The sequence below is a fragment of the Nocardia anocheti genome (assembly GCF_029675105.1).
In the GTDB taxonomy this organism is placed as follows: domain Bacteria; phylum Actinomycetota; class Actinomycetes; order Mycobacteriales; family Mycobacteriaceae; genus Nocardia.
The window spans coordinates 726129-745616 of the sequence record NZ_JAQQFV010000002.1 but is presented as its reverse complement, the minus strand read 5'-3'; the positions used below and the strand labels follow the sequence as shown (position 1 = coordinate 745616).

22 protein-coding genes are annotated in these 19488 nt (G+C 65.4%); 13 read left to right on the top strand and 9 right to left on the bottom strand.

The features are described from left to right. Complete coding sequence (locus tag QC180_RS07515; protein WP_278261870.1) at positions 1-270, bottom strand: hypothetical protein; 270 nt, start codon at positions 268-270, stop codon at positions 1-3. Positions 271-623: 353 nt separating this feature from the next. Here QC180_RS07515 and dnaK point away from each other — a divergent pair, with 353 nt between their 5' ends. From dnaK to QC180_RS07480, 7 genes are all read left to right on the top strand, one after another. Then, positions 624-2486, top strand: a complete 1863-nt coding sequence (gene dnaK, locus QC180_RS07510; protein WP_278261869.1) for a molecular chaperone DnaK — start codon at positions 624-626, stop codon at positions 2484-2486. A gap of 35 nt (positions 2487-2521) precedes the next feature. Next, positions 2522-3046 carry a nucleotide exchange factor GrpE gene (gene grpE / locus QC180_RS07505; protein WP_278261911.1) on the top strand — a complete coding sequence of 175 codons (525 nt, stop codon included), beginning with the start codon at positions 2522-2524 and terminating at the stop codon, positions 3044-3046. 21 nt (positions 3047-3067) lie between these two features. Continuing rightward, positions 3068-4255, top strand: coding sequence for a molecular chaperone DnaJ (gene dnaJ, locus QC180_RS07500; protein WP_278261868.1), 1188 nt, complete (start codon positions 3068-3070; stop codon positions 4253-4255). Between the two features lie 128 nt (positions 4256-4383). Further along, positions 4384-4731, top strand: coding sequence for a heat shock protein transcriptional repressor HspR (locus tag QC180_RS07495; RefSeq protein WP_278261867.1), 348 nt, complete (start codon positions 4384-4386; stop codon positions 4729-4731). 190 nt (positions 4732-4921) lie between these two features. Continuing rightward, positions 4922-5254, top strand: a complete 333-nt coding sequence (locus tag QC180_RS07490) for a hypothetical protein (protein ID WP_278261866.1) — start codon at positions 4922-4924, stop codon at positions 5252-5254. Positions 5255-5345: 91 nt separating this feature from the next. Further along, complete coding sequence (locus tag QC180_RS07485; protein ID WP_278261865.1) at positions 5346-6515, top strand: globin domain-containing protein; 1170 nt, start codon at positions 5346-5348, stop codon at positions 6513-6515. Between the two features lie 112 nt (positions 6516-6627). After that, on the top strand, positions 6628-7203 hold the full coding sequence (locus QC180_RS07480) for a suppressor of fused domain protein (protein ID WP_278261864.1): 576 nt from the start codon (positions 6628-6630) through the stop codon (positions 7201-7203). On the opposite strand, the gene QC180_RS07475 is transcribed toward QC180_RS07480, so the two are convergent. From QC180_RS07475 to QC180_RS07465, 3 genes are all read right to left on the bottom strand, one after another. Next, complete coding sequence (locus QC180_RS07475; RefSeq protein WP_278261863.1) at positions 7200-7955, bottom strand: FAD-binding oxidoreductase; 756 nt, start codon at positions 7953-7955, stop codon at positions 7200-7202. The two genes, QC180_RS07480 and QC180_RS07475, sit on opposite strands and share 4 nt — an antisense overlap. Before the next feature lie 14 nt (positions 7956-7969). Next, positions 7970-9130: an FAD-binding oxidoreductase gene (locus QC180_RS07470; protein ID WP_278261862.1), complete on the bottom strand. Its 1161-nt coding sequence runs from the start codon at positions 9128-9130 to the stop codon at positions 7970-7972. A gap of 236 nt (positions 9131-9366) precedes the next feature. Then, positions 9367-9732: a hypothetical protein gene (locus QC180_RS07465; RefSeq protein ID WP_278261861.1), complete on the bottom strand. Its 366-nt coding sequence runs from the start codon at positions 9730-9732 to the stop codon at positions 9367-9369. Positions 9733-9820: 88 nt separating this feature from the next. On the opposite strand from QC180_RS07465, the gene QC180_RS07460 reads away from it, so the two are divergent. The 4 genes from QC180_RS07460 to QC180_RS07445 are packed head-to-tail and all read left to right on the top strand — an operon-like array spanning position 9821 to position 12862. Further along, positions 9821-10345, top strand: coding sequence for a DUF3558 domain-containing protein (locus tag QC180_RS07460; RefSeq protein WP_278261860.1), 525 nt, complete (start codon positions 9821-9823; stop codon positions 10343-10345). A 15-nt stretch (positions 10346-10360) separates the two neighbouring features. After that, positions 10361-10738 (top strand): hypothetical protein, encoded by a 378-nt coding sequence (locus tag QC180_RS07455; RefSeq protein ID WP_278261859.1) that lies wholly within the window; start codon positions 10361-10363, stop codon positions 10736-10738. After that, a complete protein-coding gene (locus QC180_RS07450; protein ID WP_278261858.1) occupies positions 10739-12070 on the top strand; it encodes a hypothetical protein in 1332 nt (443 codons plus the stop codon). A 33-nt stretch (positions 12071-12103) separates the two neighbouring features. Continuing rightward, positions 12104-12862 (top strand): ESX secretion-associated protein EspG, encoded by a 759-nt coding sequence (locus QC180_RS07445; protein WP_278261857.1) that lies wholly within the window; start codon positions 12104-12106, stop codon positions 12860-12862. Here QC180_RS07445 and QC180_RS07440 read toward each other — a convergent pair whose 3' ends face one another. Further along, positions 12863-13312, bottom strand: coding sequence for a hypothetical protein (locus tag QC180_RS07440; protein ID WP_278261856.1), 450 nt, complete (start codon positions 13310-13312; stop codon positions 12863-12865). A gap of 49 nt (positions 13313-13361) precedes the next feature. Next, positions 13362-13604: a hypothetical protein gene (locus QC180_RS07435; protein ID WP_278261855.1), complete on the bottom strand. Its 243-nt coding sequence runs from the start codon at positions 13602-13604 to the stop codon at positions 13362-13364. A gap of 667 nt (positions 13605-14271) precedes the next feature. On the opposite strand from QC180_RS07435, the gene QC180_RS07430 reads away from it, so the two are divergent. Beyond that, positions 14272-14754: an Ltp family lipoprotein gene (locus QC180_RS07430; RefSeq protein WP_278261854.1), complete on the top strand. Its 483-nt coding sequence runs from the start codon at positions 14272-14274 to the stop codon at positions 14752-14754. Positions 14755-14970: 216 nt separating this feature from the next. Then, positions 14971-15711 (top strand): hypothetical protein, encoded by a 741-nt coding sequence (locus tag QC180_RS07425; protein WP_278261853.1) that lies wholly within the window; start codon positions 14971-14973, stop codon positions 15709-15711. Between the two features lie 97 nt (positions 15712-15808). Here the strand turns inward: QC180_RS07425 and QC180_RS07420 are convergent, their stop codons facing one another. The 3 genes from QC180_RS07420 to QC180_RS07410 are packed head-to-tail and all read right to left on the bottom strand — an operon-like array spanning position 15809 to position 19428. Next, positions 15809-16960, bottom strand: coding sequence for an antitoxin YezG family protein (locus QC180_RS07420; RefSeq protein ID WP_278261852.1), 1152 nt, complete (start codon positions 16958-16960; stop codon positions 15809-15811). Continuing rightward, complete coding sequence (locus QC180_RS07415; RefSeq protein ID WP_278261851.1) at positions 16960-17469, bottom strand: hypothetical protein; 510 nt, start codon at positions 17467-17469, stop codon at positions 16960-16962. The genes QC180_RS07420 and QC180_RS07415 overlap by 1 nt, the downstream gene beginning before the upstream one ends. A gap of 33 nt (positions 17470-17502) precedes the next feature. Continuing rightward, positions 17503-19428: a DNA/RNA non-specific endonuclease gene (locus QC180_RS07410; RefSeq protein ID WP_278261850.1), complete on the bottom strand. Its 1926-nt coding sequence runs from the start codon at positions 19426-19428 to the stop codon at positions 17503-17505. Positions 19429-19488 lie beyond the last annotated feature (60 nt).

The following is a 19488-nucleotide window of genomic DNA, read 5'->3' as shown; positions in this document are numbered from 1 at the left end:
TCAGATGAAGTAGGCGGTGCCCGAGGAACTGCCGGTGCCGTACCCGAGGCTCTTGGCGAATTCCTTGAGCGCGATCAGCGCGTGCCCGACCGGTCCGGGATCGCTGCACGAGCCGCCCACCGAGGAGAAGGTGCAGCCGTCGTCGGCGACCGCACCGGCGTCGGCCGCCGCGGTGCCGGTGCCGAGCAGCGCGCCGCCGGTCATCGCTGCGGCCACGGCCGCCCCGCCGAGCGCTCGCCGCCACCGAACCTTGCCCATAGATCCACGCATGCTGTCGAAAATAGCGGTTCACCCCCGCTCACCACCCCTCCACGGATGCCCCCAAAATTCGGGGCGACCGTCCGGTCTCATCCGCCCACAGGTTCCGTCACGATCGAGCATCGCCCGTCGCGGTTGAGTCCAGGCCGCGCAAGAATGGCTAGGGTTCGGCAGGGGGTGGGAAATTTTTTCGCGGCGGCGGGAATGGATCGTCGCAGCTGCTGGTTGTCCTGATCAACAAGGTTGAGTGAAGCAGACTCAAGTCTGGGTTGACTCCGGCAGGGCCCGGAGGCAGGATTGAGCCCACCACGCTCAGCGTTGCTCGAGACTATTGCCCTAGAACGTCCAAACAGGAGGAAATCACTATGGCTCGTGCGGTCGGAATCGACCTCGGGACCACGAACTCTGTCGTCGCCGTGCTGGAAGGCGGTGAGCCGGTCGTCGTCGCGAACTCCGAGGGTTCGCGCACCACCCCCTCGATCGTCGCCTTCGCCAAGAACGGCGAGGTTCTCGTGGGTCAGCCCGCGAAGAACCAGGCGGTCACCAACGTCGACCGCACGATCCGCTCGGTCAAGCGCCACATCGGCACCGACTGGACCGTCGAGATCGACGACAAGAAGTACACGCCGCAGGAGATCTCCGCGCGCACGCTGATGAAGCTCAAGCGTGACGCCGAGGCCTACCTCGGTGAGGAGATCACCGACGCGGTCATCACCGTCCCCGCCTACTTCGAGGACGCCCAGCGTCAGGCCACCAAGGAAGCCGGTCAGATCGCCGGTCTGAACGTGCTGCGCATCGTCAACGAGCCCACCGCGGCCGCGCTGGCGTACGGCCTGGACAAGGGCGACAAGGAACAGACCATCCTGGTCTTCGACCTCGGTGGCGGCACCTTCGACGTCTCGCTGCTGGAGATCGGTGAGGGCGTCGTCGAGGTCCGCGCGACCTCCGGTGACAACCACCTCGGCGGCGACGACTGGGACGAGCGCGTCGTCACCTGGCTCGTCGACAAGTTCAAGGCCAGCTCGGGCATCGACCTGACCAAGGACAAGATGGCCCTGCAGCGTCTGCGCGAGGCCGCCGAGAAGGCGAAGATCGAGCTGTCCTCGAGCCAGTCGACCTCGATCAACCTGCCCTACATCACCGTCGACGCGGACAAGAACCCGCTGTTCCTCGACGAGCAGCTGACCCGCTCGGAGTTCCAGAAGATCACCTCCGATCTGCTGGATCGCACCCGCGCGCCGTTCCAGTCCGTCATCAAGGACGCGGGCATCAACGTGGCCGACATCGACCACGTCGTGCTCGTCGGTGGTTCCACCCGTATGCCCGCCGTCTCCGAGCTGGTCAAGGAACTGACCGGCGGCCGTGAGCCGAACAAGGGCGTGAACCCGGACGAGGTCGTCGCCGTGGGCGCCGCCCTGCAGGCCGGTGTGCTCAAGGGTGAGGTCAAGGACGTCCTGCTGCTCGATGTCACCCCGCTGTCGCTGGGTATCGAGACCAAGGGTGGCGTGATGACCAAGCTCATCGAGCGCAACACCACCATCCCCACCAAGCGGTCGGAGACCTTCACCACCGCCGACGACAACCAGCCGTCGGTGCAGATCCAGGTCTTCCAGGGTGAGCGCGAGATCGCCTCGCACAACAAGCTGCTCGGCTCCTTCGAGCTGACCGGCCTGCCCCCGGCCCCGCGCGGCGTGCCGCAGATCGAGGTCACCTTCGACATCGACGCCAACGGCATCGTGCATGTCACCGCGAAGGACAAGGGCACCGGCAAGGAGAACAAGATCAAGATCCAGGACGGCTCCGGCCTGTCCAAGGAAGAGATCGACCGGATGGTCAAGGACGCCGAGGCGCACGCCGCCGAGGACAAGACCCGCCGCGAAGAGGCCGAGACCCGCAACCAGGCCGAGTCGCTGGTGCACCAGACCGAGAAGTTCATCACCGAGCAGAAGGCGAGCGAGGGCGGCGCGCAGGTGTCGGCCGAGCTGCTGGCCGATGCCGAGAACGCGGTCGCCGAGGCCAAGAAGGCGCTCGAGGGCACCGACATCGCGGCCATCAAGACCGCGGTGGAGAAGCTGGCGACCGAGTCGCAGAAGGTCGGCCAGGCGATCTACGAGTCGCAGGCCGCCCAGGACGCGCAGACCGGCGCCGCCGGTAACGGCGCTTCCCCGGCCGACGACGACCAGGTCGTCGATGCCGAGGTCGTCGACGACCCGGCTGACAAGAAGTGACCGAGGCCAACTCCGGGGAGGAGTTGATCGAAGACATCGTCGAGGACACCGACGCCCCCGCCGAGGCGGAGGCGGACGTTCTCGACGCCGAGACCGAGGCGCCGGTCAGCGACGAGCTGGCCGAGCGCACGGCCGACCTGCAGCGGTTGACCGCGGAATACGCGAACTACCGCCGCCGCGTCGAGCGCGACCGGCAGGCCAACATCGACGCCGCCAAGGCGTCGGTGGTCAACGAACTGCTCGGCGTGCTCGACGATCTGGACCGGGCCAGGGCGCACGGCGACCTGGAGGCGGGCCCGCTCAAGTCCGTCGCCGACAAGCTCGAGACCGCGCTCACCAAGCAGGGTCTCGTCGAGTTCGGCGCCGTGGGCGAGCCCTTCGACCCGACGCTGCACGAGGCCGTGCAGCACGAGGGTTCCGGTTCGGATCCGGTGATCGGTCTGGTCATGCGCAAGGGCTATCGGTTCGGCGAGCGCGTGCTTCGGCACGCACTCGTCGGGGTAACCGACGCCGAGGACGCCGAGGCATCGGATCCGGATGCCGACGCCGACAACGAATAAGGCGAGAGGAGGAGATGCCCGGTGAGCCAACGGGAGTGGATCGAGAAGGACTTCTACAAGGAGCTGGGTGTCTCCGCCAGCGCCTCGCAGGACGAGATCAAGAAGGCCTACCGCAAGCTGGCCCGCGACCTGCATCCGGATTCCAATCCGGGCGACACCAAGGCCGAGGAGAAGTTCAAGGCCGTCAGTGAAGCCAACGCGGTGCTGTCGGACCCGGCCAAGCGCAAGGAGTACGACGAGACCCGTCGCCTGTTCGCGGGCGGCGGTGGTGGCGGCCGTGCCTACGGCGGGTTCAACCCCGGTGCGGGCGGCGGCTTCTCGCAGGACTTCAACATCGGTGACATCTTCGGTCAGGCCGGTGGCGCTGGCGCGGCCGGTGACGGCGGGCTCGGCGATCTGCTGGGCGGGCTGTTCAACCGGGGCGGCGGCGCGCGCGGTGCGAGCCGTCCGCGTCGCGGCGCCGATGTGGAGACCGAGACCACGCTGGGCTTCCGCGAGGCGGCCCAGGGTGTCACGGTGCCGTTGCGGATGACCAGTCCGTCGCCGTGTACGACCTGTCACGGATCGGGCGCCAAGCCGGGCACCAGCCCTCGGGTGTGCCCGAACTGCAACGGGGCCGGTGTCGTCAGCCGTAATCAGGGCGCGTTCGGTTTCAGCGAGCCCTGCGACGACTGCCGCGGCACCGGGTCGATCATCGACGACCCGTGCTCGGACTGCTCGGGCACCGGCATCCAGAACCGGACCCGCACCATCACGGTGCGGATTCCGCCGGGTGTCAGCGACGGGCAGAAGATCCGGCTGGCCGGGCAGGGCGAAGCGGGCCTGCGTGGGGCGCCCTCGGGCGACCTCTACGTCACCGTGCACGTCAGCCAGGACAAGGTCTTCGGCCGCCAGGGTGACGACCTCACCCTGGTGCTCCCGGTGAGCTACAGCGAATTGGTGCTGGGGACAACTGTTTCCGTGCCGACGCTGGACGGCCGGGTCGGTGTGAAGGTGCCCGCGGGCACTGCCGACGGGCGTATCCTGCGGGTACGCGGTCGTGGTGTGCCCAAGCGCGGCGCGGCGGGCGGCGCCGGTGACCTGCTGGTCACGGTGAAGGTCGCGGTTCCGCAGGCGCTGGACTCCGACGCCACCGATGCGCTCAAGCGCTATCAGGAGGCCGAGAAGGCCAGTGGCTTCGATCCGCGTGCGGGATGGGCGGGTGCTTGATGCCGCGCATCGAGCTCAGCGCCCGGAGGAGGTAGCGCAGCGTGACCACGGAGGGCGTCGGGAGAGGCGCAGATCGGCACGATAGTCCGAAGTCCGCGTCGGGTGGTGGCTCGCGCGCCGAGTTCTTCATGATCTCGGTGGCGGCCCAGCTGGCGGGTATGCACGCGCAGACGTTGCGCACCTACGACCGGCTGGGTCTGGTCACGCCCCAACGCACTTCGGGCGGCGGACGCCGGTACTCGGCCCGCGACGTCGAACTGCTGCGCGAAGTGCAGCGGTTGTCGCAGGACGAGGGCGTCAACCTGGCGGGCATCAAACGCATCATCGAGCTCACCAACCAGGTCGAGGCGTTGCAGCAGCGCGTCGAGGAGATGAGCGCGGAGTTGGAGCGGTTGCGGGCCGGATACCGGCCCGACCTGACCCCGCCCCAGCGCAGTACCGCACTGGTGGTGTGGCAGCCGCGTCACCGGCGCTGAGAACGTTCGTCACGCCGAACCCCCGGTTCGATATCCATTGCGATGGATGCGGACCGGGGGTTCGTTCGTGTTCGGTCAATGACCGGCGATCGGCTGGTGATTATTCAGCAACCTCTTTATTCCTGATCTTGTTGTCCGAAAGGTCCGGTCCAGCCCTGTGAGGTGCGGATTTATGCTGGGGAACCGGTAAATGTTTGCTGGCGGGACGCTGAATTCGGATCAGCGCAAGGGTATTTCGACACTGCACACGGGACGCTCCAGTGTGCATGTCCCGCGTGTCATGGCACGGCGCGTCGCCGTCGCCTGTCCGGTGGCTGTAGCGGAAAAGTCGCTCTACCAGGCATATTGGGTCGCGTATGCCGGTTATGCCCCGAAGATCGCGGAAGCGTCCGGTCATGTTGATGGCCGTTTTACCGTCGCCAGGTCTGTTTCTGAGGGATACTGCCGCATCCTGCCTGGTATTTTTAGAATTACACGCGTGATGTTTAAGAGTACGATTCCGAACCTGGCAAACCTCGCCTAGACTTCTCGCATCGGCTGCTGACGAGTGTCCTCCCAGCCCGTCACTCGCCGGCGCGGACTGCGTTCGATGGCGAAACGAGGTTGTGACACATATGGATTCGCGGACTGTCGCTTTGATCCGTACCACGTTCAAGGCGGTTGCTGCGGAAGACGGTGGGTCCGAACGGCTGTCGAGGTCGTTCTACTCGATCCTGTTCACGGACTACCCCCCGATCCGTGACTACTTCCCGGCGGCCATGGACGCCCAGCGCGACCGTCTGGTCACCGCGATCGGCTACGCGCTCGACCGGCTGGAAGAGCCGGACAAGCTGCTGCCGTTCCTGGCCCAGCTCGGACGCGACCATCGCAAGTACGGTGTGCAGCCCGCGCACTATGTCGCGGTGGCCAATTCGCTGAAGTCGGCCATGCGTCAATTCGCGGGCACCGAGATGTGGACCGACGAGGTCGCCACCGCCTGGGACGAGGGCCTGGCCATGATCAGCGGCGCCATGATCAGCGCCGCCGAGAAGGAGGCCACCCCCGCGGTGTGGACCGCCTCGGTGGTCGAATGCCGCGAGGTGCTGCGCAATCTGTCGATCATCCGGGTGCAGCTCGACCAGCCGATGGAATACGCGGCGGGCCAGTACCTCAGCGTGCAGATCCCCGCGCGGCCGCGGATGTGGCGCTACCTGTCCCCGGCCAATCCCGCCAATGCCAACGGCGAGATCGAATTCCACGTGCGCAGTGTGCTCGGCGGCTGGGTGAGTCCCGCGATGGTCGCGCACACCAGCGTCGGTGACCAGTGGCAGCTCGGCTCCCCCCTCGGCGGCCTCGGCGTCCCGCGCAACACCAAACGCAAGATGCTCATGGTCGGCTGCGGCACCGGCATAGCCCCCCTGCGCGCGCAGATCATGTCGATGGCCCAGCGCCGGGTCAACCCGAAGGTCCACCTCTTCGTCGGCGGCCACCACCCCTGCGACCTCTACGACCTACAGGTCCTCAGCCAACTCGCCGTCGCCAACAAATGGCTCTCGGTCACCCCCGTCACCGAAAGCGACGAAAACCCCTGGTGGTACTTCGATTCCGGCGAACCCACCACCGACCTCCCCGGCCTCGAACCCCGCATGACCGGCCAGATCGGCAAGGTCGTCGCCTCCTACGGCCCCTGGTCCGACCGCGACGTCCAAATAGTCGGCTCCCCCTCCATGGTCCAAACCACCAAGTTCCGCCTCATGGCCGCAGGCACCCAAGCCGACTCCATCCGCCACGACCCCCTGTTCTGAGGCCTCACTCCCGAGAAACCTCCTCAACCATTCGGCGATTGCCCGGCTGAGGTGATGATCGCCGCTGCTAGGGTGATCCGGCTACGCCGGGTGGGAGTCGGAAGGGTTCACGGTGGGTGCTTCTCCGTTGTTACGGGCGGTTTTTCGTGATGTCTGGCAGCTGTACGGTCCCGAGGACGAGGGCTATGTCTTCGAGGACGGACCCGGCCCGATCGGGCATATCGACGTACTGGTGTATCGCCCGACACCGCGCATCCCGGTGACCACCTTCGCCACGGTCGGCATGGCCGCGGGCGAGATGCCCGCGACCCCGGGCCCGGGCGCCGGTGGCCGGGCCGAACTGCGGTTCTCCTGGCGCGGACATCCCACCCCGGAGTGGGAATCCGACGTCGCCCAGCTGATGGCCAATCTCGCCGCCTACCCCTGGATCACCGACCAACAACTCGGCTGGGGCCACATGATGACCCTCGAAGACGACTTCCCCGGCTTCCCCGACTGCCGCACAGTGATGTTCGCGGGCCCCCTGTTCCCCGACGCCCAGGACATCTTCGACGCCGACGGCACCACCGTCCGCATCCTGAACGTCGTCCCCCTCACCGACTCCGAAACCGCCCGAGCCCGCACGATGCCCTCCGGCCACTTCCTCACCGAACTGATGACCGAGGTAGACCTCTTCAGCCCGCGCTAGGCCCCTTCGGTGGTGATGTTCGCGGCGGGTGTTCCCGTATCGAGCAGCCGGTCGACGGTGGTCCGCACCATCGCGGGCGACCCACACACCAGCACTCGCTGCTGCGTGAACGGTCCGTGCGAGGCGGCGACATCGGCGAGTGTCCCGTAGAACATCTCCTCGGGCGCGAACCCGATATCGGAGCGCGTCTGCTCGTGCCATTCGTCGCGAATGGCGGGATCGTCGGCACTTTCCACCACGGGAATGACTGTCAGCCAGGGCAATTCCCCCGCCAGGAGGAAAAGCATGTCCGAGGCGTAGAGGTCGCGGGGAGAGCGTCCGCCGTAGAAAAGGTAAGTGCGGGGCGGGGTTTCGCGGCGGGCGAGGTCGAGAATCTGCGCGCGCATGGGCGCCAATCCCGTGCCACCGGCGATCATGACGACCTCCGTCGCCTCGGGATCGATCCAGAAAACCCCGTGCGGCGCGTGGATTCGCCACTGATCACCGGGCTTGGTGTCGCTCACGATCGAATCCGAGCACCACCCGCCGGGCACCGTGCGCACATGGAATTCCAGCTTCCCGTCCAGCGAGGGCGGCAGCGCGGGGGAGTACCGCCGACGCACGCCGGGATGCTGCGGCACCTCCACCTCGACCGACCCGCCCGCCGCGAACGGCACGAAATCGCCGATCAACCGGATCACGGCCAGGTCGTTGCGCAGACGGTGATGACCGACGACGGTCGCCGTCCACGCGGGATCGGGAAACTCGCTCACGAGCGCTCCTTGACTCAGCCGACGGGATCGGCGGCGATGATCTGGCTGGGTGTGCCCGCCCGGATGAGCGCCCGGCGGGTGTCGGCGATCATCCGCGGCGACCCGGCGATCTGGATCTGCCGGTCGGCCCAGTTGCCGAAGCTGGTCACCACCGCACCCAGATTACCGATCAGCCGCCGATGCATGCCGACCGGCGGCTCGGCCGAATCCTGCGGATACCACCAGGGATTGGTGTCCTCCTCGCACACCGGCACCACCGTCAGCCACGGGTTCGACTGCGAGAGCTGCCACATGTTGTTCACGTCGTACAGGTCGCCCGGATACCGGCCGCCGACGAAGAAGTGCACCCGCGGATTGATCCCGCGCTGACTCATCTCGATCAGCTGCGCGCGCAGTGGCGCGATACCCGTCCCCGAACCGATGAGCAGCACGTCGCGACCCGATTCCCGGTCCACGTGCAACCCGCCGAGCGGCCCAGCGATCTTCCACCGGTCGCCCACCTTGGTGTCGTTGACGATCGCCGGGCTCACCCAGCCACCGCTGATCCGCCGCACATGGAACTCGACCTCGCCATACGGATTGGCCGGAATGGCGGGGGAGTAGTAGCGCCACATATTCGGCCGCTGCGGAATGGCGACCGGCACGTACTGGCCCGCCTTGAACGGGATCGGCCCGTCGGCCTGTAGCCGCACGATCGCCAGATCGTCGAGCACCCGGCGGTGTCCCACGACCGTCGCGTCCCAGTACGGCTGCGACTTGTCCTCGTTCGCGCCGATCGCCATCGACGCCGAGACGAGGATGGTGATGTCGCTCCAGCCCTCGTGCAGCTCGCGGGTCCAGCGATTGCCGTGGTAGGTGCGCAGCGCGCCGAGCAGCGCGCGGCCCGCCATGTCGTAGTGATCAGCCTCGACCCCGTATTTGCGGTGGTCGCGAGCCAGTTGCTCGAGGAATTTCTGCGCGCGGTCGAAGTCCTCGAGATTGTCGAGGACGAACTGCAGCGCCGTGACGAGCCGCTTGGGTTGCATGTCCATCGCGGGCGGGAACAGCTCCCGCAGCCTCGGGTCCTGCGCGAACAGGTGACCGTAGAACGCGCTGATCAGCCGCTCGGGACCGCCCGGTGCCTCCGACACCCCGCGGAAATCGGCGCGGACCAGCGCAAGCGAACGCGCATCCACGTCGTCAAGCTCCCTTTCCCTGGAATTGCTGCGATGTGGCCCCGCCCGACGGCGGTCACCGGTTCCAGTATCCCCCGAAACCGCTGGTTGGGTGCAGGGATGCTCATCACGCCACCCCACGAGCCGCACGGATCCTATCGATCGGGGTCGCCGATCCCCCGCAATTGCGCTCGCGAGTCCTCAGAAATCGGCTGCTTGGGGCGGCGTCGGAAGGGGTACTCCAGGCGCTCGGCCGGTCAGCCGGTGACAGTCGCGACGGCTCGTTGCCGGTCGGCCTCGGCCACCTCGCCGAGGGTGAACCCGCGCGCGACGATGTGCTGGACGAGCGCGGGCTCCGGCGGCAGGCCGTACTTGCGCAGATAGTGCGGGACGGCGCCGGGCCAGACGAACACCCCGTCGGTCTGGAAATTCATCGGCACATCCCGCTCGGCGGGGGCGAAATCGTCGGCGCTGTAGCTGCGCGCGCTCAAGACCACCGGCGCGTGCTCGAGATAGGCCAGCACTCGATCACGGATCTGAGGGTCGACGGGCGGCCGGTTCACCACCGGTTTGCCTTCGGAATCACGCCCGTCGAAGGGCGCCGAAAGTCGGAGATCGGTCATAGTCGATCAACTTACGCGGCCACCGTACGTGTCGGGTGTTCGTGCTAATGTGCCTGGTCAGAGCAGTAACCGGCGAGAAGGGGTGGGGATGAAACGCGCAGGTATGGCGGTGGTGACGGCCGGTGTGGTTGTCCTCGGAGTCGCGGGATGTGACTCTGGGGAGCCGTCGTCGCAGGGGGCTACGACGACGGCCGCACCGGTGCTGTGGGATCCGTGTTCGGAGATCTCGGATGCGGTGTTGACGGAGGCGGGGGTTGATCCGTCGACGGAGGAATCGGGTGTCGGCGGGCATGCGCAGTCGGGGTGGAAGATCTGTGCATGGGACGCCCCTGATTACTCCCTCACGGTGTACACGACCAACAAGACTGTCGGGGAATTCGAGCAGAAGCCGGGCAACGTCGAGTTCCAGGACGTGACTATCGCGGGTCGCGCGGGTCGACAGTTCAAGGTGCAGGGCGCATCGAAAGACCTCGGCTGCGACGTCGTATTCCCCGCTGAACAGGGTGTCGTCCAGTTGGAGATCCTGAACTCGCCGCTCGAGTCCGGGCTGGACGACCCGTGCGTGTATCTGGAGCGCGTCGGCCAGGTTCTCGTTCCGATTCTTCCGAACTGACCTTGGGGAGGGTTTATGAGTGATCGCACCGTCTACAGCTCATTGCTCGACCAGGCCAAGGCCGGAGAGGTCTACCTGAACGACGAAGCTGCGGCCTATCACATGTTCAAAGCCTGCGACGACCGTCTCTCGGACCTCCGGGAGATCCTCGGCATCACGCGGCGAGTGCAGAACGTCAGCGGATTCGGCGACTTCCAGATGGGCAAGGAACTCGAATCGAAGTTCCTCGCGCAGGCGACCGGCGAGGACAACTCGATCGACGCCGTCGTGCTGAAGGACATCGAGGCCGTGCAGCAGCTTCGCGAGGTCTTCTCCATTTCCTTCAAACGCGTAGCGGGCAAAGACATCGAGAACGCCAACGCCCTCGACTACGTCACCGAGCAGGTGAACTGAATGTCCTACCCCAATATCAGCGGCCTGGACCTCTTCGGCGGCCTCCGCAATTTCGTCACGTCCCCCTTCGGCGGCGACGACAACGAACTCGACTCCTCCGATATCGCCGACATCCAGGACCGGTACAACACCCAGCGCGACCGCACCCGCCAGCGCGCCAGCGACCTCGGTTTCGACGGCGACTACCGCCCGGCCGTGGTCACCAAGACCGACCCGTTCGAGGGCACCGTCGCCGAGCTGCGCGCCAAGGTCGACAAGATCGATATCACCGCCGTCAGCGATCTGATCAGCGCGTGGAACGAGATCTCCACCCGCAACAGCACCTCACTCGACGAATTCCGCAAGCAGATCTCGCGTGGCATGTCGCCCGACGTCTGGTCGGGTGCCGCGGCGACGGCGGCGGCGCAAACTGTGGCCGCCTACGACATCACCGGCAAGAAGGTCACCACGGCGGCCGCGCTCACCAGCAACAAACTGGACGAGCTGCGCACCGGCCTCGAGCCCACCAAGCGCCTGGTGCCCTTCGCCCCCGAGCACCGCAGCGGCGTGGACAACGCGCTGGGCCTGTTCCAGGGCCGCGCGTGGCGCAATGACGATGTGGCGCAGGAGAATGCGCGCGTCGAAGCCGTGCGCGTGCTGCAGACCGTTTACGCGCCGGTCATCCACGAGTCCGACGAGAAGGTCCCGGTCATCCCGATCCCGAAAACCGTCGAACCCGGCGGCACTCCCGAGATCCCGGGCGGCTCCCAGATCCCCGGCAACCAGAATTCGTCCAACCCGAACTCCGGCCAGCCGTCGTCTCCGACCACCCCCGCGGCCACCACCCCGGCCACGGACCCCGGCGACACACCCACCACCGACGACCCGTCGACCGACAGCCCATCGACCGACGACGACCCCACCACCCCGGATTCGACCACCCCCGACTCCACCACCCCGCAGTCCACCGTGCCCGCGGGCACCACCCCCGCCTCGACCCCGACCACTCCAGGTTCCGGCCTCCCCTCCGGAAGTCCCGGCGGCGCAGGCACTCCCGGCGGCGGCTCGCCCGGCGGTGGCACCCCGGGCGCGGGAACTCCCGGTGGCGCGGTGCCCGGTTCGCCCAACGCGGGCGCCACCGGCGCGGCCGTCAGAGCGGGCGGCGCGAGCTCCGGCACTGCGGGCCGTTCCGGCTCGCCCGGCATGATGGGCCCCGGCGCGCGCGGCGGCGGCCAGGACGACGAGTCGAGCAAGGCGATCCCCGACTACCTCATCACTCAGGAACACGGTGACGAGCTCACCGGTCTGGACAACCTGCCCAAGATGGTCCCGCCGGTCATCGGCGGAGATTAGCCGCGAATCCTGATGGAACAGAGTAGATCTCCCGTGCGCACCTGGCATCTCACCGCTCTCGACTTCCGCACCCTCTGGGAAGCGGCAGGCCGCGACGTCCTCCCGTATCCGCTGCACCACCGACACACCGACGTCGAATCCCAGGCCGAGATCCTGCGCCTGCGCGGCAAAGCCGCCGAGAACCTGATGGCCGAGTTCGACAGCGACCTCGACCGCGCCATGGCCGCCCTGCTCGTTCCGCACGCCCGCGTGGAGGTCGCGGGCGCCACCCGTGGCGTCCGCACCATCCGCGCGCACGGCGGCACCCGAGACACCTACGCCGCCTTGGCGATCCAGGCCCCCGGCCCCGAAACCAACCCCGGCGACATCACCCTGCACCTGTTCCCCCCGAAGTCCCTGGCCGCCGCCGTGTTATCCACCCTCCCGCGCGTGCGCGCCGGTACCGGCCGCGAAATCCGCGTCACCGCAGCCGAACTCGCCGCCCCCCGCCCCGACACCCGCGACCCCTGGGACCCCACCCCCCGCGAGCAGCTGGAAACCTTCCTCACCAAACCCACCGACACCCTCACCCACATCGGCGTCTACGCCCACGCCAGCGTCGACAATCGCCACACCGACGCCCGCGACGACTTCCAGCTACACGACATCACCGGCGACGGCCGCTACGTCTTCTACGGCGACACCACCTTCATCGCCAAACCCACCACCACAACCCGCATCCACCAAACCCTCACCACCATCCTCTCCACCACCGCCGCCAAGGCCCGCACCGCCACCTACGGCGCCCTCTGATCAACCCGCGAGTGCCGCGAGCTGCCCGGTCTCACCACCCAACAGCCGCCGCGCCCGCACCAAATGATCTGCGGCGGCAATGATTCGGTCGTAGTACGTGGTGGTGTCCGGAATCCCGTAGTGTTCGGCGAACCATCGCGCGACCTCGGTCCACGAGTAGAGGGCATAACCGTCACCACTCATCGGCGCGGGAAATCCGCCGGGCCCCCGCTCACCGTTCGCCAGTCGGCGGACCGCCTCGTACGTCCGGCTGGTCCTGGCCGCGATCGTCTTCAATGTGACGAGATCTTCGGTACGAACCCCCACCACCTCCAACCCCGCGGCTTCCGCCTGCGCGACCGCGCCGACGACCGCCGTAGCCAACGAGTCGGCATTCCGGTGCACATGCAGCACCGGCACTGTGCGCGGCCCGAACTCCGGTGTCGAGTCGTCGAGACCCGCATCGAACAACGCATCGAGCTCGTCCTCGGTCGGTGTGCGGTCGAGGACCAGCGTGAATTCATGCTGACTCATGGCTTTCCTTCATATCGGTGTGCTGTCGCGCGAACCGTCGGATGGCATCCGCGTTGTCCTCGGGCACGCGCGGGGTCGACCAAATGGCGATCGTGTCGCCAGTTGCCAGGTGACGGACGAGTCCCCACCGGTGACCGCGATGCACTTCCACGATCTCGAACTGACTCAGATCGAGATCGCCGAGTGCTGCATTGATCGCCTTCTTCGGGTGCCGCCCCCTGCTGACCATGTGGTGTGACTATACACCACATGGTGTGTAATCACACCACCGAATCGGAGCACCCAAAGGTGCCGGTGTCGTAACCATCCCTGCCCGGCTCCCCGCTCACTGACCCCGATTCGCGACCTCGGCCAACACCGGTAGCCCCACGCCCGATGCGGCGTGTGGCGGGGTTGGACCCGGTCGAAGGTGTGCACTCCCGAACCGACCAGGTGCGTACGTGCGAGGCGTACGACGATGGTTCTCGCAGGAGGCTGGGTGTCAGGGCTGTCTGCCCATCGGTCGGGCTCTCCGATAACGACCGGCAGGAGCGGCCACGCCTGGACACGACACAGTCAGCTCGTCACGCGGGGCAGACCTCACCCCGAAGACGACGATGGCCCGACGCCATGAGGCATCGAGCCGTTGCATGTAGGATTTCATCCCACGGTGCGAACAGCTTGTTCCTGTTTCGTACCCAGGCCGTTCGGTGAGTTGGCGCTCACCGGGCGGCCGTCCTTGCTGGTGTGACGCTACACACTCCGCCGTCACCGAGCAACGAGTCGGCACATTCCTGAATGACGCAGTGCGCGGCGGTCGTTCAGCCATGCCGTGTCGGTGGGCTGTGTCATCCTGTGCTGTTCTCGCACGTGCGAGACGCGTCGGCGACGACGCACCTCTCCAGTAGGAGCAAGAGATGATCGAGCAGTTCCCCGCCGAGCAGACCAGCGTTCTGTCGGCCGCGCCGAAGAAGCGGACGACGTGGCCGCTGTTGGTCGGCGCCCCGCTTCTGGCTCTCGCCATGGCGGCTCCGGTGTGGAACAGCGCCGCGGCCGTGGCAGACGTCGCAGCGACGCCCACGTTCGCATTCGCTTCGCCTGCCAGAGAACAGGTCACCTCCAGCCAGCGCAACGCCATCCAGTCCGCCCAGGACTACCTCGAGATTTCGGCCTTCTCCCGTAGCGGGCTGATCGAACAGCTCGAGTACGAGGGCTACTCCACCGAGGACGCTACTTTCGCGGTGGACAGCCTGAATACGGACTGGAACGAGCAGGCGGCACGCAGCGCCAAGCAGTATCTCGAGCTGAGCTCGTTCTCCCGGACAGGGCTGATCGAACAGTTGGAGTACGAGGGCTTCACGCGCGAACAGGCCGTCTACGGAGTCGATGCCGCGTACTGACAGTCTCTTTCGGCGATGACCGTGCACCGCCCACCCAGACCGAGCCTCTTCGCTCGACGGTGGTGCGGTGTCGCGGAGCGGCCTCGTCACACGTCGACCCGCGCCCGATTCCGAACCTTTCTGTGCGCGCGACAGCAACTCAGATCGCGAAATCCGGACACCTACTCAAAGTTGCGAAACAGCGCCTGTCCCAAGTTGACTGGGACGTTGCAGGACTTGACCGACGAAGACCTCCGGATGCAGTACAACGGCGATATGTGGACGCTGATGGACGAGTTCTGGCAGTCGTGGGGTCGGCTCGTCGAACCTCCCATGGCGCCCGCGTACCAATCCCGGATCTTTCCCGCCGAGCTGTGGCAGCAGATGAACTTCCTGCACGAACCCGAACCGGCGAGCATCGAGTACCCCAGCTTGCGGGTGGTCCGCAGCGAGGACGGCGTGCTGGTGAGCAGCTGCGGCTTGTCCTGGCCCGCGCGATGGTCCGACGCGGAGCCGACCAATGGTTTCGAAGTCGAGGTCTACGCGGCATCGAGCACGGTGCCGTCGGATGCCGACGCGGCCGCGGTCGCGAGCGGCTGGCTGGGCAGGCTGGTGGCCCGCATCGCCAACCTGATCAGCCGCGACGGCTTCGCGTTCACCCACGCGCTCGAGCGCTACGGCACGCTGTCCATCGGCCTCGGCGAATTCGACCTGCCCGCCGAACTGGCCGAAACGTACCTCGACGAATCCGGGTACGCGACGGTCCTTCTCGGCATGGACATCGCCGACGTGCCCCGCACCATCACCGGCCCCCTGTCGGAAATCCGACTCGTCCACATCAAACTGCTGACACCCGCCGAAACAGAATTCTGCGTCTCCGGCACCACCGGAGTCACCGACGCCCGATCCGCCCTGGCCCAGCGCTTCACCTCAGCAGGCGACGCCCTCTGGACCAACCCCCGCCCATCGGTAGCCTGACCAGTCCCACTCCGTGCCGAGCGAGGGCTCTCGAAAAGAGTTGTTGCACGACTCTTTTCGGAACGGTAGGTTCGCTAGTTTTTCGCTACCGTTAAATCTATAGCAGCCTGTCGGGATTTGTATCAGCTATGGTTACCGCTTCCGATAGCCACGGTGGCGTCCGTGAAGAATCTCTCGGAAATACCTGAAGATCATAAGCGTACATACCGACTGATAGCCTAGGAATAAATTCCGGTTGTTCGTCGTAGCTGTATTCTACGTTGAACCGTCCCGACGTATCGAGTGAATATTTTGCTGTGAACCAAGTGCCGCGGCCTGGCTGGTACGACGATCGCCGGTGTTGTGACCACAGCTCATGTAGGGGCTCTTCCGACCATTCCGCATAATCGCGTCGACCTTCGTGCACAGCGACGCGCTTGTCCTGGACAGTCAGCGGCCGGAGAATTCTCGAACGAGCGCCGACGGCGTTGGTGTATTCCAACGTGCCATGCCGACACAGTCCTGCCTCTCTGTAGGTGTAGGTCAGGGAGTGCCACCCATTGGGAACGCCTTGCTGTAGGTGCCTTCCTATGTTTTCGAGGACAGCGTTGTCTCGATACGGATCGTCATGCCAGGGTGCGATTGAATGTGCCGTGCTGCAAGGCTCGGCTGGGTGGATCGTATAGCCAGTGCTTACAAACGTTCGGATCGAATCTGGATCGCGTTCAGCATCGTCCTCGACGATATTAATCGTGAAATCCACAGGTTGGGGATCACGACGAACATTTTCGGCATTTGGGCTCAGGTACCAGCCGGGCTCGTGGTTTGCCGAGTCGAGCTCGTCAATCAGCCATTTTGGTAGGTTTGACGTATCGCGCGGAAAGTGCTCGAAATCTCGAGCATAATCGTCGGGCGACAAACCCATCTCGACCGGAAGCTTGGAGTCATAGTCGAATGCGAAATTGTAGTCGCCGTCTTGGTCGAATTCGTAAACTGCGGCCAGCCAAGTGCCCTTGCCCGGCTCGAACATCGAAGTTCGAAGCGTGTGAAAAAGTTCGATCAGCTCAGGCGAGGGAAAAAGGGGAATTTCAGAAGATTGGTCGGTGATTGCGACCGACTTGTATGCATGATGATCGATAGTCGAATAGATCGTGTACCTGATCCGAGTCCAACCGGTCGGAGCGGATTCGATCAGATAATCACTGTATTCTTCGTGTAGTTCGTTGAGATCTTCCTCGGTCAACGCTGACGCTGAGTTGTCCGGAGTCATCAGTGTCCCTTCGTCGACTGCTGTGTGTTGTGTCCGGGCTCGGTGGTCTCTGACCTGTTCATTTCGACATTGGCGATCTTGGTGCGGAGCCAGTCGGGGATATGTGTTTCGGGGCGGGGATACTCGATGAGATCGAGGGCATACGTTTCGTTGGACCATTCTGGCGTGTACTGATCGACTGCGGGGAGACTGTCATAGTCGAACATCGATTCGTAGCCGCCAGTGCTGTCGATGGTGATCTTCATCGACAGCCACGTTCCTCTGTCCGGTCGGTACATCATTCGTCGGAGGGAATCTACTTCGCGGTACACCGTGCTAGGGACATCATGTCGTTTGATGATCGAGTTGTCGTCGGTAATCTGCAAATCATATGTACTGACGCTTGTTGTGCAGTGTGCCGAGAAGGATATCGTCTTCCACTTCGTCGGTGCGTGGTCGACAATGATTTGTCCGATGAGTTGTAGTGCGCGCTCCTCGAGGAGGCGTGGATCGGGCTCCATAGTCGTCATCGTCCGCACTACCTTTCGTCATTGTGCACGCCGTCAGCGGCGGGGAGGCATATTATCGTACCGGAACGGCGGTATGGTGACTCCGTCGACAGTGTAGGTCACCTCTAGGAACTTCGGTGCCCTCGAATCCGGATCGTTCGGGTCGTACTGCAGGTCGATCCGTGCGTTGACTGTCGGCGGTGGTTCCCGCGAAAGTATGTCTTCCCAGAGCATTTCCAACCTTCGCCAGTTATCGGTCGGCGTCGTGTTGGATTGACTCTGATTGAGCAATTCGAGCATCGGGACCATGTTTATCGCCTCGCCAGGACCGTCGAATTCGGTTCCGAACAGATGGCCGCCATTGAATGAAACTATCTCATACAGGAATGCTTCTTGTGGTGTCGGTTCACGACCGAACTCGCGTTTGAACTCGGCGACCGTCTCGGCATTTATGCGGCGGTATTCTCGCGGCCCGTCCCGTCCGATCGGGCTCTGGTCTGGGCCACGTCGAAGATCGTTCGATACGGTGTGTTCCAGCCGACCCTCAGCTTGGACTACTCGACCTTGCGAATCGGTCGAGTATATGAACTTTTGATCGACGGTGTATACGGCGTCGGGAAGTGGATGCCGGAGGTCGGGATTGAATCCTTCGCCGGGGATTCCGCGTGGTGTGCCGATTCCAGAATTCGTGACCACCTCCGAGATCCGGCCATCCGGGCCAGTAATGAAAAGTCCGCGGTCACGGCCCGATCTGTCGGTGACTCTGTAGGCGGTATTCGGAGCCAACGGTATCGGCGCCCCAGCGTCCCGCACTCGACGTCCAGGAACACGCCCGAATGGTCTGCTGCGGACAGGCGATAGAGGGTGGGTGGGTCCGATGTTTTCGACTGGCCTGTCGCCGATGAGGTCCGAGTACGGGTTGGGTGTTATCCCTGGTCGTTGGAATGCGCTCCGCGCTGCCGAGGAGTGCCGACTGCTCTCGTAGTCGACCGGTTTGGTAGTGCCTGGCGGATTCGGGTCACTCCCCGCCGGGGTTGTCGTTCCGTTCGGATGGTGCGTCTGCCATTGTCCGTCCGGCGGAACTCTAGGGCTGGTTGTGCCGTCCGGATTCGTCACCGAGCTGGCGCTGAAGACGTTGCCGTTGGTGTCGGTCCAGGCGGCTTGGGTGGGGGCCAGGACTTCTACGCCGAGGTGTTGGGCGAGGCGGTTGGCGAAGTCGTTGGAGGAGGCGTCGCAGCCGATGAGGCGGATGGGGGTGGTGCCGTCCCAGGTGGAGCGGCGGAGGAGGTCGCCGTATTGCTCGGGGGTGAGGGTTTGGCCGCCTACTACGGCGTGGCCGTCGGGGGTGATGTGGGTGTCGGCGGTGAAGCGGGTGGGGTCGGCGGGCACTCGGTGGGGGAGGTCGCCCATGGTGGGATCGCCGCGGTGGTGGGAGACGCCTGCGGGGGTTTGTTCGGCGTGGTTGTTGTGGATGGCGTCAAGGTCGACGGTGGTGTCGGTTGTGGGGTCGATGGTCGGGTCGGTGTTGGGGTTCGTGTTGACGGTGGGAGTGGTGTCGACCGTCGGGTTGGTGTTGGCCGTGGGGGTGGTGGTGACGGTTGGGTTGGTGTTGACCGTGGGGGTGGTGTGCTGGTTGGCCCAGGAAGGGATGGTGGCTCGGGCCAGGTCGGCTCGGGAGATGTCGGAGCCGAGTTGGCGGATGTCGTCGGGGGTGACGGTGGGGGTGGTGGTCGGGGGGAGGCCGAGGTTGGCGCGGACGGTGTTGGCGAGGTCGGTGAGGGAGGGGTTGGTGTCGGCGTCGATGGTGAGGTCGGCGGTGGTGGGGTTGGTGGTGGGGACCACGTCGACCATCAGCCAGTCGCCGAGGGGGAATTGGGTGCCCTGGTTGAAGGTGAGGTCGGTGGCGAGTTGGGTGCGGTCGGTGACCGTGTCGATCGTGGTGGGAGGTGTTGTGGGGGAGGCGGTTACGGCGGCGGTCACGCGGATGACGCGGACCGGCTGGCCGAACGTGTTCGGGTAGCTGGCGCTGCGGTAGGGGCG

Bases quoted from the DNA above. Each gene is read 5' to 3' on its own strand.
- QC180_RS07435 (WP_278261855.1), bottom strand. From the start codon at position 13,604: ATGGTCAGCAGGGGGCGGCACCCGAAGAAGGCGATCAATGCAGCACTC.
- QC180_RS07450 (WP_278261858.1), top strand. From the start codon at position 10,739: ATGTCCTACCCCAATATCAGCGGCCTGGACCTCTTCGGCGGCCTCCGC.
- QC180_RS07490 (WP_278261866.1), top strand. From the start codon at position 4,922: ATGTTTGCTGGCGGGACGCTGAATTCGGATCAGCGCAAGGGTATTTCG.
- QC180_RS07455 (WP_278261859.1), top strand. From the start codon at position 10,361: ATGAGTGATCGCACCGTCTACAGCTCATTGCTCGACCAGGCCAAGGCC.
- QC180_RS07485 (WP_278261865.1), top strand. From the start codon at position 5,346: ATGGATTCGCGGACTGTCGCTTTGATCCGTACCACGTTCAAGGCGGTT.
- dnaK (WP_278261869.1), top strand. From the start codon at position 624: ATGGCTCGTGCGGTCGGAATCGACCTCGGGACCACGAACTCTGTCGTC.
- QC180_RS07460 (WP_278261860.1), top strand. From the start codon at position 9,821: ATGAAACGCGCAGGTATGGCGGTGGTGACGGCCGGTGTGGTTGTCCTC.
- QC180_RS07415 (WP_278261851.1), bottom strand. From the start codon at position 17,469: ATGACGACTATGGAGCCCGATCCACGCCTCCTCGAGGAGCGCGCACTA.
- QC180_RS07420 (WP_278261852.1), bottom strand. From the start codon at position 16,960: ATGACTCCGGACAACTCAGCGTCAGCGTTGACCGAGGAAGATCTCAAC.
- QC180_RS07465 (WP_278261861.1), bottom strand. From the start codon at position 9,732: ATGACCGATCTCCGACTTTCGGCGCCCTTCGACGGGCGTGATTCCGAA.
- QC180_RS07430 (WP_278261854.1), top strand. From the start codon at position 14,272: ATGATCGAGCAGTTCCCCGCCGAGCAGACCAGCGTTCTGTCGGCCGCG.
- QC180_RS07495 (WP_278261867.1), top strand. From the start codon at position 4,384: ATGATCTCGGTGGCGGCCCAGCTGGCGGGTATGCACGCGCAGACGTTG.
- QC180_RS07515 (WP_278261870.1), bottom strand. From the start codon at position 270: ATGCGTGGATCTATGGGCAAGGTTCGGTGGCGGCGAGCGCTCGGCGGG.